Source organism: Ensifer sp. B1-9 (assembly GCF_050474445.1).
GTDB lineage: Bacteria > Pseudomonadota > Alphaproteobacteria > Rhizobiales > Rhizobiaceae > Ensifer.
Genome location: NZ_JBCHVG010000007.1, coordinates 77,833 through 91,092, shown reverse-complemented (window position 1 = coordinate 91,092; position 13,260 = coordinate 77,833). Strand labels below are relative to the sequence as shown.

11 protein-coding genes are annotated in these 13,260 nt (G+C 64.5%); 9 read left to right on the top strand and 2 right to left on the bottom strand.

All coding sequences use genetic code 11. The annotated features are described in order from the left end of the window. Nucleotides 1–197: 197 nt before the first annotated feature. The 3 genes from ileS to ACQ5BM_RS14355 all read left to right on the top strand — a co-directional run bounded on the left by ileS (nt 198) and on the right by ACQ5BM_RS14355 (nt 4,349). Complete coding sequence (gene ileS / locus ACQ5BM_RS14365; protein ID WP_429812237.1) at nt 198–3,107, top strand: isoleucine--tRNA ligase; 2,910 nt, start codon at nt 198–200, stop codon at nt 3,105–3,107. Between the two features lie 127 nt (nt 3,108–3,234). Then, on the top strand, nt 3,235–3,855 hold the full coding sequence (locus ACQ5BM_RS14360; protein ID WP_429812235.1) for a hypothetical protein: 621 nt from the start codon (nt 3,235–3,237) through the stop codon (nt 3,853–3,855). 14 nt (nt 3,856–3,869) lie between these two features. After that, a complete protein-coding gene (locus ACQ5BM_RS14355) occupies nt 3,870–4,349 on the top strand; it encodes an N-acetyltransferase family protein (RefSeq protein WP_429812233.1) in 480 nt (159 codons plus the stop codon). 51 nt (nt 4,350–4,400) lie between these two features. Here ACQ5BM_RS14355 and ACQ5BM_RS14350 read toward each other — a convergent pair whose 3' ends face one another. Then, a complete protein-coding gene (locus ACQ5BM_RS14350) occupies nt 4,401–4,850 on the bottom strand; it encodes a nucleoside deaminase (protein ID WP_429812230.1) in 450 nt (149 codons plus the stop codon). Nucleotides 4,851–4,923: 73 nt separating this feature from the next. On the opposite strand from ACQ5BM_RS14350, the gene ACQ5BM_RS14345 reads away from it, so the two are divergent. The 3 genes from ACQ5BM_RS14345 to ACQ5BM_RS14335 all read left to right on the top strand — a co-directional run bounded on the left by ACQ5BM_RS14345 (nt 4,924) and on the right by ACQ5BM_RS14335 (nt 8,544). After that, nucleotides 4,924–6,909 (top strand): pseudouridine synthase, encoded by a 1,986-nt coding sequence (locus ACQ5BM_RS14345; RefSeq protein WP_429812227.1) that lies wholly within the window; start codon nt 4,924–4,926, stop codon nt 6,907–6,909. Between the two features lie 6 nt (nt 6,910–6,915). Continuing rightward, nucleotides 6,916–7,476 carry a 16S rRNA (guanine(966)-N(2))-methyltransferase RsmD gene (rsmD, locus tag ACQ5BM_RS14340; protein WP_429812224.1) on the top strand — a complete coding sequence of 187 codons (561 nt, stop codon included), beginning with the start codon at nt 6,916–6,918 and terminating at the stop codon, nt 7,474–7,476. Nucleotides 7,477–7,662: 186 nt separating this feature from the next. Further along, nucleotides 7,663–8,544, top strand: coding sequence for a patatin-like phospholipase family protein (locus ACQ5BM_RS14335; RefSeq protein WP_429812222.1), 882 nt, complete (start codon nt 7,663–7,665; stop codon nt 8,542–8,544). Nucleotides 8,545–8,585: 41 nt separating this feature from the next. Here the strand turns inward: ACQ5BM_RS14335 and ACQ5BM_RS14330 are convergent, their stop codons facing one another. Then, on the bottom strand, nt 8,586–10,421 hold the full coding sequence (locus tag ACQ5BM_RS14330) for a monovalent cation:proton antiporter-2 (CPA2) family protein (protein ID WP_429812220.1): 1,836 nt from the start codon (nt 10,419–10,421) through the stop codon (nt 8,586–8,588). A 148-nt stretch (nt 10,422–10,569) separates the two neighbouring features. Between ACQ5BM_RS14330 and ACQ5BM_RS14325 the strand changes: the two genes are divergently transcribed. The 3 genes from ACQ5BM_RS14325 to ACQ5BM_RS14315 all read left to right on the top strand — a co-directional run bounded on the left by ACQ5BM_RS14325 (nt 10,570) and on the right by ACQ5BM_RS14315 (nt 13,170). Further along, nucleotides 10,570–11,916, top strand: a complete 1,347-nt coding sequence (locus ACQ5BM_RS14325) for a TldD/PmbA family protein (RefSeq protein WP_429812218.1) — start codon at nt 10,570–10,572, stop codon at nt 11,914–11,916. A 141-nt stretch (nt 11,917–12,057) separates the two neighbouring features. After that, the gene (locus tag ACQ5BM_RS14320; RefSeq protein WP_429812215.1) at nt 12,058–12,873 is read left to right on the top strand and encodes a 3'(2'),5'-bisphosphate nucleotidase CysQ; all 816 of its coding nucleotides are present in this window, start codon (nt 12,058–12,060) and stop codon (nt 12,871–12,873) included. 60 nt (nt 12,874–12,933) lie between these two features. After that, a complete protein-coding gene (locus ACQ5BM_RS14315) occupies nt 12,934–13,170 on the top strand; it encodes a DUF4170 domain-containing protein (protein WP_173515739.1) in 237 nt (78 codons plus the stop codon). Nucleotides 13,171–13,260: the final 90 nt, after the last annotated feature.

Sequence of the window (13,260 nt, the reverse complement as noted above, 5' to 3'; positions counted from 1 at the left end):
ACGCCTTAAACAACCGGCCACTATGACCCGGCACCGTCGATTGATCATCGATCAGCGAATTATTGGCCCGGCCTTCCGCGCGCTTTAGTCAGCCGGAAGGTCCGGGATTTCGGCGTTTCCGACGCCCCAGTCATCTCTCGATACCGAGCCCATTGCGTATGCGCGACCCTTCGCGCGAAGAAGCGATTGCAAAGACCATGACCGACACCGCTGAAAAGATCGACTACTCCTCGACCCTGTACCTGCCGCAGACGGAATTCCCGATGCGCGCTGGCCTGCCGCAGAAGGAGCCCGAAACGGTGGCCCGCTGGCAGAAGATGGGCCTCTACAAGAAGCTGCGCGCCTCGGCCGCCGGCCGCGACAAGTTCGTGCTGCACGACGGCCCTCCCTATGCCAACGGCAACATCCATATCGGCCACGCGCTGAACAAGATCCTCAAGGACGTTATCAACCGCTCGTTCCAGATGCGCGGGTTCGACGCCAACTACGTGCCCGGCTGGGACTGCCACGGTCTGCCGATCGAGTGGAAGATCGAAGAGAAGTATCGCGAGAAGGGCCAGAACAAGGACGAGGTGCCGGTCAACGAATTCCGCAAGGAATGCCGTGACTTCGCCTCCGGCTGGATCCAGGTCCAGGCCGAGGAGTTCAAGCGCCTCGGCATCGAGGGCGACTTCGACAATCCCTACACGACGATGAACTTCCACGCCGAAGCGCGCATCGCCGGCGAACTGATGAAGATCGCCAAGCTCGGCCAACTCTATCGCGGCTCGAAGCCGGTCATGTGGTCGGTCGTCGAGCGCACCGCGCTTGCCGAAGCCGAAGTCGAATATGCCGATGTCGAAAGCGACATGATCTGGGTGAAGTTCCCGGTCACCGAAGGTCCGGACGCACTGTCAGACGCCTTCGTCGTGATCTGGACGACCACGCCCTGGACCATCCCGGGCAACCGCGCCATCGCCTATTCCTCGCGCTACGCCTACGGCCTCTATGAAGTCGCGACCGCCGAGAACGACTTCGGCCCGCAGCCGGGCGAGAAGCTGATCTTCGCCAAGCGCCTTGCGGACGAATCCGCGGCCAAGGCCAAGCTCACCTTCAATTTCGTTCGCGACCTCGAAGCCGATGAACTGTCGTCCGTGACCTGCGCCCATCCGCTGCATGGTCTCGGCGGCGGCTATGCCTTCAAGGTGCCGCTGCTCGACGGCGACCACGTCACCGACGATGCCGGCACCGGTTTCGTTCACACGGCCCCGGGCCACGGCCGCGAGGACTTTGACGCCTGGATGGACAGCGCCCGTGCGCTCGAAGCCCGCGGGATCTCCTCGGCGATCCCGTTCACCGTCGACGACGCCGGCTACTTCACCGCGGACGCCCATGGCTTCGGCCCCGACGCCGAAGGCGGCGCCGGCCGCGTCATCGACGACAAGGGCAAGAAGGGCGACGCCAACGATCGCGTCATCAAGGCGCTGATCGCCCGTCACGCGCTCTTTGCTCGCGGTCGTCTGAAGCACTCCTATCCGCACTCCTGGCGTTCGAAGAAGCCGGTTATCTTCCGCAACACGCCGCAATGGTTCGTCTACATGGACAAGGCGTTCGGCGACGGCACGACGCTGCGCTCGCGTGCACTCTCGGCGATCGACGATACCCGCTTCGTGCCGGGCGCCGGCCAGAACCGCCTGCGCGCGATGATCGAGGGACGCCCGGACTGGGTTCTCTCGCGCCAGCGCGCCTGGGGCGTGCCGATCGCGATCTTCGCTGACGACCAGGGCGAGATCCTGATCGACGAGGCCGTCAACGCCCGCATCCTCGAAGCCTTCGAAAAGGAAGGTGCCGATGCCTGGTTTGCCGAGGGCGCCAAGGACCGTTTCCTCGGCAAGGATCACGACCACGCCAAGTGGCACCAGGTCATGGACATCCTTGACGTGTGGTTCGATTCCGGTTCGACCCACACCTTCACGCTCGAAGACCGCCCGGATCTGAAGTGGCCGGCCGACGTCTATCTCGAAGGGTCGGACCAGCATCGTGGCTGGTTCCATTCCTCGCTGCTCGAGGCCTGTGCGACGCGCGGCCGCGCGCCCTACAACGCCGTTGTCACCCATGGTTTCACCATGGATGAGAAGGGCGAGAAGATGTCGAAGTCCAAGGGCAACACCGTCACGCCACAGGAGGTGATGAAGGATGCCGGCGCCGACATCCTGCGCCTGTGGGTGATGACGACCGACTATTGGGAAGATCAGCGTCTCGGCAAGACGATCATCCAGACCAACATCGACGCCTATCGCAAGCTGCGCAACACGATCCGCTGGATGCTCGGCACGCTCGCCCACGACAAGGGCGAGGAGATCGCCTATGCCGACATGCCGGAACTCGAAAAGCTGATGCTGCATCGCCTGGCCGAGCTCGATCGGCTCGTGCGCGAAGGCTACGATGCTTTCGACTTCAAGAAGATCGCCCGTGCGCTGATCGATTTCTCGAACGTCGAACTCTCGGCCTTCTACTTCGACGTCCGCAAGGACGCGCTTTATTGCGACGCGCCGTCGAGCCTGCGCCGTCGGTCGGCGCTCGCGGTCATCCGCAAGCTCTTCGACTGCCTGGTTCTGTGGCTGGCGCCGATGCTGCCCTTCACCACGGAAGAAGCCTGGCTGTCGCGCAAGCCCGATGCGGTTTCGGTGCATCTCGAACAGTTCCCGGCAATCCCGGCGGAATGGAAGAACGATGCGCTCGAAGCCAAGTGGGACAAGATCCGTGCGGTCCGCACCGTCGTCACCGGCGCGCTCGAGATCGAGCGCAAGGACAAGCGCATCGGTTCGTCGCTGGAAGCGGCACCGGTCGTCCACGTCGCCGATCCGGAGCTTTTGAAGGCGCTGGAAGGGCAGGACTTCGCCGAGATCTGCATCACCTCGGCCATCGTGATCGAAGCCACGGAAGGCCCGGCGGATGCGTTCTGCCTCGCCGACGTGGCCAAGGTGAGCGTCGTGCCGAAGCTCGCAGAAGGTCAGAAATGCGCCCGTTCCTGGCGGATCACGACCGATGTCGGTTCCGACCCGCTCTACCCGGACGTGTCGGCTCGCGACGCCGCGGCCCTGCGTGAACTTGGTTTCAAGGCTTAACGCATTGTTACCGGATGAATTGCACTCGTTGCGTTCATCCGGTAAAACCTGCCCGAAATTTGGCGGATTTCTCCGCCATGGGCGCTTGAGTGGCCGCGCTGACCGGTGGCCGGCTGGAAGGAATCTCATGGAAATGACGCGAGAGTTGCGAGTGTTTGCCAGCGTGGCCGCCCTTTTGACGAGCGGCCTTGTGCTTTCGGGCTGCATCGGCGGCCCGACCTACGGCACGGACAAGACCGCCGGCGAACAACTCATGGACGACCTCGGCAGCGTCGCCAGCTTCGGCCCGCCGAAGCGTGATCCGGTCAAGTATCAGCCGCGCCCAGGTCTCGTTCTGCCGCCGTCGGCGCAGCAGACCGCTCTCGTCGAGCCGCAGAAGTCGCTCGCCAGCCGTGAAGCGAACCCGGAATGGGTCGAGTCTCCGGAGGAGGTTCGCAATCGTCTGCGCGAAGAAGCCGACGCGAACAAGAACAATCCGAACTATGTTTCCCCGCTTGCCAAGGCGAGCGCCAACGGCCGCCGGCTCTCGGCCAAGGAGCAGCAGGAGGCCTATCGTGAAGCGCGCAAGATCGAGCAGGGCGCCTATTCCGACAAGCGCCGCTTCCTGAGCGATCCGCCGCTCGAATATCGCCGCCTGCCGGAGGGCACCGAGACCGATCTCGGTGAGCCGGAGAAGGACAAGGAGCGTCGCCGCAAGAAGGAGGCGCAGATCAAGAACACCGGCACCAAGTGGTACTGGCCCTTCTAAGCTGCGTATAAGCCATGACGATCACCATTCGCGATGCTCGCCCGGAAGATGCGGAAACCATCCTGCGCTTCATCACCGAACTTGCCGTTTACGAGAAGGAGCCTGACGCCGTCGAGGCGACAGTCGAGATGCTGCAGGCCTCGCTCTTCGGCCCGGGCGCCATTACCCGTGCCGTGATTTGCGAGAAGGACGGCAAGCCTGCGGGCTTCGCCATGTGGTTCTACAACTATTCGACCTGGCAGGCCCGCAAGGGCCTCTACCTTGAGGACCTCTACGTCACGCCGGATTGCCGCGGCTCGGGTGCCGGCAAGATGCTGCTGAAGCATCTCGCGAAAATTGCCGTCGACGAAGGCTGCGGCCGCTTCGAATGGAGCGTGCTCGACTGGAACGAGCCGGCGATCCGGGTCTACGAATCGGTTGGCGCGGAGCCGATGTCCGAATGGACGCGCTACCGGCTGGCCGGCGCGGCCCTCGAAAGCTTCGCGGCCGACTGAGGCGATTTCAACAAAAATTGAAGCGGGATCTCGTGAGAGCCCGGACCGGGTTCACCGCTTGCCGGCGAAGAAGTCCCTGAGGATCTCGGCGGCCTCGCGCTCGGCGAGGCCCGAATAGACGTCAGGCACGTGATGGCAGGTGGGCGAGCCGAAGAAGCGCACGCCGCTGTCGACCGCACCGCCCTTCGGGTCGTCCGCGCCGTAGTAGAGGCGGCGAATCCGGGCGAACGAAATTGCCGCGGCGCACATGGTGCAGGGTTCGAGCGTGACGTAGAGATCGGCGCCCGTCAGCCGTTCGTCCTTGAGGGCGGCCGCAGCCTCGCGGATGGCGACGATTTCGGCATGTGCGGTCACGTCGTTGAGTTCGCGGGTGCGATTGCCGGCGCGGGAGATGATCTGACCGTCGAAAGCGACCACGGCGCCGATCGGTACTTCGCCGCGCTCTGCCGCCTTCCTGGCCTCCTCAAGGGCCGCATCCATGAAGCGTGTCGTATCAGTCATCGCTCAAACAATAATTTCTCTTAACCCACGGGCCGCGACCTGATAGGACAGCCGCAAAAGGCAGGCAACACAAATGACATCCAAAGATAAGCCCACGCGGCCTGGCGGCAAGTCCGCCGGCCGGGACAAGAAACCGCATTTCGCCGACAAGAAGGCTGGAGCACCGAAAAAGGTTGCCGGCTCGAAGACTTTTGGCGCCAAGACCTCCGGGCCGAAGGCTTCCGGGCCCAAGTCTGGCGCTTCGCGTCCGGCCAGGGAGCGCCCGAACGCGGCTGCTCCGGCTATCGACGAACCGCAGCGCATCTCCAAGATCCTGGCGCGTGCCGGTGTCGCCTCGCGCCGCGATGTCGAGCGCATGATCATGGAAGGTCGCATCAAGCTGAACGGCGTCATTCTCGACACGCCGGTCGTCAACGCGACGCTTGCCGATGCGATCGAAGTCGATGGCCAGCCGATCCGCGGCATCGAGCGCACCCGCCTCTGGCTCTATCACAAGCCGGCCGGCCTGGTGACCACCAATGCCGATCCGGAAGGTCGCCCGACCGTATTCGACAACCTGCCCGACGAGTTGCCGCGCGTCCTGTCGATCGGCCGCCTCGACATCAACACCGAGGGCTTGCTGCTGCTGACCAATGATGGTGGTCTTGCCCGCGTGCTCGAGCTGCCTTCGACCGGCTGGCTGCGCCGCTACCGCGTGCGCGCCCACGGCGACGTCGATCAGGCGGCGCTTGACCGGCTCAAGGACGGCATCGCCGTCGATGGTGTGCTCTACGGCGCGATCGAGGCGACGCTGGACCGGGTCCAGGGCTCGAACGTCTGGATCACCATGGGTCTGCGTGAAGGCAAGAACCGCGAAATCAAGAACGTGCTTGGCGCCCTCGGTCTCGACGTCAACCGTCTCATCCGCATTTCCTATGGACCCTTCCAGCTCGGCGAATTGCCGGAGGGACATGTCCAGGAAATCCGTGGCCGTACGTTGCGTGACCAGCTTGGACCGCGCCTGATCGAGGATGCCAAGGCGAATTTCGACGCGCCGCTCTACAACGACCAGGCGGCCACGACCGCGCGGGACCAGCACGAAGAGGATGAGCCCGAGCAGCGCAGGAGCAGTCGCTGGGAAAAGCCCGAAGACAAGCGCGAGCGTGCTCTGGCACGGCTCGACACGCGCCGCGACGATCGCCGTGACGGCAAGCGCGGCGGCCGTGATCGTGACGAGCGTGACAGCAAGTTCGAAGATCGGCCGAAGCGTGCGCCGGCTACGCGTGCCCGCACGGCCAATGTCTGGATGGCGCCTGGTGCCCGTCCGCTGGCCGAGAAGAAGCCGAAATCCGTTGACGGCGACGCCACCGAAAAGCCTGTCCGTCGCGAGCGTCCGGAAGGCGCTCCGAAGACCAAGCGCTATGGCCGCAACAAGGATGGACTGGCAACGAAGACAACAAGCAAATTCGATCCCGACCCCAAGGGCGGCGCCAAGGATTTTGCACGCGCCGACAAGCCGGCTCGCCCGTTCGTCACGAGCCGCGACGAGGACGGCGAGTGGATCAGCGCCGCCGAGCCGGTGCGCCGTCGCGACGAAGGCAGGGATGGCGGCTTCGGTCGCCGCCGGTCTTTCGAAGGTGGCGAACGCAATTCGCGCGATCACGGCGATCGTCCGCCGCGCCGCGAGGGTGGTGATCGGCCGCGTGGAGATCGTCCAGCCCGTGCTGAGGGCGGCGAACGCAGCCGCTTCGACAAGCCGCGTTCCCCGCGCGCCGAGGGTGATCGGCCGCGTCGTGAAGGCGCAGACCGGTCGCGTGGCGACCGTCCGGCCCGGGCAGAAGGTGGTGAACGCGTTCGCTCCGACCGGCCGCGCGCACCCCGCACGGAGGGCGATCGTCCCTTCGGCGACAAGCCGCGTGGAAAGCCGTTTGGTAAACCCTCCGGTGGCAAGCCGGCTGGCGGCAAGTCCTTCGGCGCACGGTCTGGTGCACCCCGCGGCGGTAAGCCTGGGGGCAAACCCGGCGGTCGGCCTGGTGGCGCCCGTCCGGGCGGTGGCAAGCCGCGCGGCAAGGGGAACTGACGGGTCGTGCGTATCGTCGGTGGAGAGTTTCGTGGCCGCAGCCTGGCCACGCCCAAGTCCAACGATATCCGCCCGACCACGGACCGGACGCGCGAAAGCCTGTTCAACATCCTGAGCCATTCCTATCCGGAAGCGCTCGACGGCACCCGTGTGCTCGACCTTTTCGCAGGCACCGGCGCCGTTGGCTTCGAGGCCCTCTCACGGGGGTGCCGTCAGGCACTCTTCGTCGAGCAGGGCGTCGAGGGCAGGGGACTGCTGCAGACGAACATCGAGACGCTCGGCCTGCAGGGACGGGCAAAGGTGTTCCGGCGTGATGCCACGAACCTCGGCGCCGTCGGTACGATGGAGCCGTTCCATCTCGTCTTCGCCGATCCGCCCTATGCGAGGGGCCTCGGCGAGAAGGCGCTGGAATCCGCCGCCGCCGGCAACTGGCTGGTCCCTAATGCCTTGGTGATCCTTGAAGAGCGGGCGGACGTCCAGCCGGCGCCTGCGGCCGTCTTCGAGCGGCTCGACGTCAGAGTCTTCGGCGATACCCGCATGCATTTCTACCGCTTCCGCGGCGCCTGACCGTCATATTTTCGATTTCCTTGCGAAGATAGGCTGTCGCCGACCATGCGAGTTCCCTTATCCCGCTTATAGCGCCGGGCGTCTTCTGAGACGTCCATGGTCGCTGTAACGTTCAGGTCTGCTGCATAATTTTGCCCTCAAATCGATTTCGACTTAGGGAAAGATGCAGAAGCGGAGGACATGCCGATGAAGCAGGATCTTTCGATGACGAAGGAGGCGGCGCAGGCGTCCAGCCAACCGACCGTCGCGCTGGCGCTGGGTGGCGGTGGCGCGCGGGGGCTCGCGCATATTCACGTCATCGAAACGCTGGATGAGCTGGGCATTCGCCCGGTGGCGATCGCCGGCTCCTCGATCGGTGCGATCATAGGCGCCGGCATGGCCGCTGGCATGCGCGGGGAAGAGATCAGGGCGCACACGCTTGCGACCGTCGGCCATCGCCGCGAGGTCGTCAATCGGCTCTGGCAGATGCGGCCGTCGAGCCTTTCCGAGGCGATGGCGAACGGTTTTCGCTTCGGGCAATTCAATGTCGAGCGCGTTCTCAGGGCCTTTCTGCCGGAGGCCATTCCGCCGAAGTTCTCGGATCTCGGCATTCCGCTCAAGGTGGTCGCCACCGATTATTACGGCCAGACCGAGCATATCTGTGAAAAGGGTGATCTGTGGCAGGCGCTGGCGGCCTCCGCCGCCCTGCCTGCGATCTTCATCCCGGTGAAGATCGGCGGGCGCGTGATGATCGACGGCGGTATCTACAACCCTATCCCCTTCGATCATCTGCGCGGCCTGGCCGACATCGTCATCGCCGTCGATGTCGTCGGTGGTCCTGATGGCGATGGCAGGACGATCCCGAGCCGCATCGACAGCCTGTTCGGCGCGAGCCAGCTGATGATGCAGTCGATCATCGCGATGAAGCTCAAGGAGGGCGCGCCGGATATCCTGCTGCGCCCCGATGTCGGCCGCTACCGGGTGATGGATTTCCTGCGGGCCCAGGACGTGCTGAACGGAACCGTCGCGATCAAGGACCAGTTGAAACGGGCCCTTGACGAACGGATGCGGGCGCCGAAGCGCAAGTGAGCTCCGCCGATTGACGGCCCGCAGGGTCGCTGCAGGCGAGGCTACGCGCTCTCGCGCTCGTCCGCGGGAAGCCCCGGCAGGATCCGTTCGCCCGTCTCCTGGGAGTGGTCGACCTCGCGCTTCGGCTTGACCAGCGGTTCCGGCCTGACGGGACGCGAATGCAGCATGTCGCGACCGGCGGTGATGCCTTCGGCCTCCTGCAGCACGAGACGTGCCTCGTCGCGCTTGCGGATATCGTCCATGATCGCGATCGCCTCGTCGTCACCAACCCCAAGCGCCTCCAGCGACTTGCGGCCGAACAAGAGGCCGGACTCGAAGGTTTCGCGCAGTTCGTAGTCAACGCCCTTGGCGCGCAGTTCCAGCGTATGCAGCCGGTCGTAGGAGCGGGCGAAGATGCGGGCGTTCGGATATTCCGATTGCACGAGGTCGATGATGTGGTCGGTGGTTTCCTTCTTCTGGGTGCAGACGGCGACGATCTTTGCCCGCTCGATGCCGGCGGCGCGCAGCACGTCGAGCCGGTTGCCGTCGCCGAAGTAAATGCGGAAGCCGAAGGTCGCGGCCTGGCGCACGCGGGCGGCGGAATGGTCGATGATCGTCACGTCGCGGCCGCCGGCGAGCAGGATCTGCGCCGCGATCTGGCCGAAGCGCGAGAAGCCGATCATCAACACGTCGGCGCCGGCGCCCTCGAAGTCTTCGTCGATCTCCTCGTCCAGTTCGTCCTGCTCGCGCATCAGCTTCGGCGCCAGCATCGAAGCCAGCGGCGTCAGCGCCATCGACAGCGTGACGATCGCGACCAGCAGCGAGGCGTCGCCGTCGGAGAAGACACCGGCGCTGGCTGCCGCCGTGAACAGCACGAAGCCGAATTCGCCGCCCTGGGGCAGGAGCAGGCTGATGCGCACCGCGTCGTTGTGGTGCGTTCCGGTGAGCCGGCAGAGCCAGTAGAGCACCAGGCTCTTCAACGCCATCAAGAGCGGCACCGCAACGATGATCAACTGGTAGCGCTCGACGATGACGCCGAGTTCCAGCGACAGGCCGACGGCCATGAAGAAGAGTGCCTGCAGGATACCGCGAAACGGTTCGATATCCGCTTCGAGTTCATGGCGATAGGAGGATTCCGCCAAGAGCACGCCCGCGAGGAAGGCACCCATGGCCATCGAAAGTCCGGCGAGCTGCATTATGGTTGCCGCGCCCATGACGACGAGCAGGGCGGCTGCGATCATGACGTCGCGGGCGCCCGTGCGGCCGATGATCTGGAACAGGGGATTCACGAGGTAGCGGCCGGCAGCGAAGAGAACGACGATCGCGGTGGTGGCGATTGCGAAATCCTCGAGTGGCGGCGTCGTATCCTCGGGCGCCTGCGCCGCCAGAAGCGGGATCAGCGCCAGCAGCGGCACGATCGCCAGATCCTGCAACAGAAGGATGGAGAACGATCGCTGCCCGTAGCGCGTGTTGCGGTCGTTGCCTTCGTCGAGGATCTGCATCGCAAAGGCAGTTGACGACAGGGCCAGGCCGAAGCCGGCAATGATGCTGCCACCCTGGCCGAGGAGCCCGAAGGCATAGATGATGGAGGAGAGCACGATGCCGGTCAGTACCACCTGCGCCGTGCCGAGGCCGAAGATATCGCGCCGCATCTGCCAGAGGCGCGACGGTTTCAGTTCGAGGCCGATGATGAACAACAGGAACACGACGCCGAGTTCCGAGACATGCAGGATCTGCTCGCCCGCGGTGATGCTCTGGGCGACCGGACCGATGAGCACGCCGGCGCAGAGATAGCCGAGGATGGTGCCGAGGCCGAGCCGCTTGAAGATTGGTGCGGCCACCACTGCGCCGCCAAGCAGCATCAGCGCTTGAGAATAGATGATCGGTGTCGTTGCCATGCCTGCGGCTTTCACTATTGGGGCACCCGGCCCCCGATGAGGGAGCTTTCGAGAGCGGTCATTTGCGGTGTATGGGCGGGAATCAGGCCGATGCCCTTGATGCCTGCGTCACTGCACAATAAATGGGGCAGGAATGAAAGGCTACATCATGTCAGACACGATCGATTCTGCCGACCTCGAAAAACGCGCCTCGGAACTCGTGGACCTCGCCCGCAAGGCCGGCGCGGATGCGGCGGATGCGGTGGTGGTGCGCGGGCGCTCCCGTTCCGTCTCCGTACGCCTCGGCAAGGTCGAAGCGACGGAAGCCTCCGAAAGCGATGATTTCTCTCTCCGCGTTTTCGTCGGGCGGCGCGTCGCCAGCGTGTCGGCCAATCCGGGCTTTGATCTGAAGCTGCTTGCCGAGCGCGCCGTCGCCATGGCCAAGGCCTCGCCGGAGGATCCCTTTGCCTCGCTCGCCGATGTGGACCAATTGGCAAAGTCCTATCCGGACCTCGATCTCTTCGACCCGACCGCGGTTTCCACGGAATCGCTGACGGAGGCGGCGCTGGCCGCCGAAGAGGCGGCACTTGCGGTCTCGGGCGTCACCAATTCCAGCGGCGCCGGCGCCTCGGCCGGCATGGGTGGTCTGGTGCTCGTCACCTCGCATAGCTTCTCCGGCTCCTACATGGCGACGCGTTTCGGTTGCTCCGTCAGCGCGATCGCCGGCGAAGGCACGAAGATGGAGCGCGACTACGATTTCGACAGCCGCCTCTATGTCGGCGATCTGCGGCCGGCCGAAGAGATCGGCCGGCTTGCCGGCGAGCGCGCGGTGGCACGCCTCAATCCGCGCCAGGTGCCGACGGCCAAGAATGTCACCGTCGTATTCGATCCGCGCATGGCGCGCGGCTTCGTCGGCCATCTGGCAGGCGCCATCAACGGTGCGTCGGTCGCCCGCAAGACGAGCTTCCTGCGTGACCGGATGGGCAAGCAGGTGATGAAGGCCGGCCTTACCGTCACCGACGACCCGCTGATCGTGCGCGGCGCCTCCTCGCGCCCCTTCGACGGAGAGGGCGTCAGCGGTTCGAAGCTTGCGATGGTCGAGGATGGCGTGCTGAAGCACTGGTTCCTGTCGACATCGGCCGCCGCCGAACTCGGCCTCAGGACCAACGGCCGCGGTGTGCGCGGCGGCCCGACGGTCAATCCGGCCTCGACCAATCTGGCGCTCGAGCCGGGTTCGATCTCGCGTGAGGACCTGATCCGCGATGTCGGCACCGGCTTCTACGTCACCGAACTGATCGGCCAGGGCGTGAACATGGTCACCGGCGAATACAGTCGTGGCGCCTCCGGCTTCTGGATCGAGAACGGCGAACTCTCGTTTGCCGTCTCCGAGGTCACGATTGCGTCCAATCTCAAGGACATGTTCATGGCGTTGACGCCCGCAGACGACATCGATCGCAAATTCGGTGTTGCGGCGCCGACGCTTGCCATCGAGGGCATGACGCTCGCGGGTCTCTAGAGCGCCGTGCAGTTGCGTCACAAATGGCTGGATCAGCACATTGGTTCACTGAACTGATCTGGAAGCCGAGGGAAAAACGGTGCGGGTGCTCCGCGCCGATCCCGCCTCATGGTATGGAGAGGCGGGCTGACGAGGTTTTGAATGTCTGACACAGCACCATTGGGCGCGGATTGGAAGCCGGATCTCGAGTTGATCCGCGCCGCCGCGGTCCTCGCCGGCGAAACGGCACTCGGTTATTTTCGCAAAGCGCCCGATGTCCGCTGGAAGAACGAGGGCCGCTCGCCGGTCAGCGAAGCGGATCTCGCAGCCAACGATGTACTGAAGACGCGGCTGCTTGCGGCGAGGCCGGGCTATGGCTGGCTGTCGGAAGAGACCGACGATGACTCCAGCCGCCTGATCCGCGAAACGGTCTTCGTCGTCGACCCGATCGATGGCACGCGTGCCTTCATCGCCGGCAAGGAGCTTTGGTGCGTCAGTGTCGCCGTCGTCCATCGGGGACAACCCGTGGCCGGCGTCCTCTATGCCCCGGCGCTTGACGAACTCTTCGAGGCGGTCGCCGGCGGCAGTGCGCTGAAGAATGGTGCCGCGATCTCGGTGCGTGAGGCAAAGTCCGGGGAAATGCTGCATCTGGCGGCTGCCGAAGACACGGTCGGCAAGCTTCCGCCCCTCTACCGCAACACCGTCGCGCGCGTGCCGCATGTGCCGTCGCTTGCCTATCGGCTGGCCATGGTTGCCGACGGGCGGATCGACGGTACGCTGGTGAAGAAGAATTCCCATGATTGGGATTTGGCTGCTGCCGACCTCATCCTTGCCCGGGCAGGCGGCGCGCTCGTCGATCTCGACGATCGGCCCTTGTCCTACAATCGCTCCACCGTCGTTCACGGGGTGCTTTGCGCGGCGGCAAAGCCGCTCTTGCCGGGCTTGATCGCCGCATCGCGGTCGATGGAGCCCCATTGACCTTTGGGACCGAATGCCTCAAATCAACGCCCACACCCAAAAATAAAAAATGGAATTCCGATGGCTCACGAATCCGAGAAGAAACAACGTCTGCACCTCGTCTTTGGCGGTGAACTCACCACGCTGACGGACGTTCACTTCCGCGACCTGGACAAGCTCGATATCGTCGGCATCTATCCGGACTATGAAAGCGCGCTTGCCGCCTGGAAATCCAAGGCACAGATGACCGTCGATAACGCTCACATGCGTTATTTCATCGTCCACATGCATCGTCTGCTCGACCCGGAAAACGGCTGATGCCGATGAGGTGGGGATGCGCGGCGCAAACCCGCATGCCAGTCGCCCCTGAATTTCTCCCGGCCGAGACGGCTGAGGAAGGTGTCTCGT

Bases quoted from the DNA above. Each gene is read 5' to 3' on its own strand.
- ACQ5BM_RS14315 (WP_173515739.1), top strand. From the start codon at position 12,934: ATGGCTCACGAATCCGAGAAGAAACAACGTCTGCACCTCGTCTTTGGC.
- ACQ5BM_RS14330 (WP_429812220.1), bottom strand. From the start codon at position 10,421: ATGGCAACGACACCGATCATCTATTCTCAAGCGCTGATGCTGCTTGGC.
- ACQ5BM_RS14320 (WP_429812215.1), top strand. From the start codon at position 12,058: ATGTCTGACACAGCACCATTGGGCGCGGATTGGAAGCCGGATCTCGAG.
- ACQ5BM_RS14360 (WP_429812235.1), top strand. From the start codon at position 3,235: ATGGAAATGACGCGAGAGTTGCGAGTGTTTGCCAGCGTGGCCGCCCTT.
- ACQ5BM_RS14350 (WP_429812230.1), bottom strand. From the start codon at position 4,850: ATGACTGATACGACACGCTTCATGGATGCGGCCCTTGAGGAGGCCAGG.
- ACQ5BM_RS14345 (WP_429812227.1), top strand. From the start codon at position 4,924: ATGACATCCAAAGATAAGCCCACGCGGCCTGGCGGCAAGTCCGCCGGC.
- ACQ5BM_RS14355 (WP_429812233.1), top strand. From the start codon at position 3,870: ATGACGATCACCATTCGCGATGCTCGCCCGGAAGATGCGGAAACCATC.
- ileS (WP_429812237.1), top strand. From the start codon at position 198: ATGACCGACACCGCTGAAAAGATCGACTACTCCTCGACCCTGTACCTG.
- ACQ5BM_RS14335 (WP_429812222.1), top strand. From the start codon at position 7,663: ATGAAGCAGGATCTTTCGATGACGAAGGAGGCGGCGCAGGCGTCCAGC.
- ACQ5BM_RS14325 (WP_429812218.1), top strand. From the start codon at position 10,570: ATGTCAGACACGATCGATTCTGCCGACCTCGAAAAACGCGCCTCGGAA.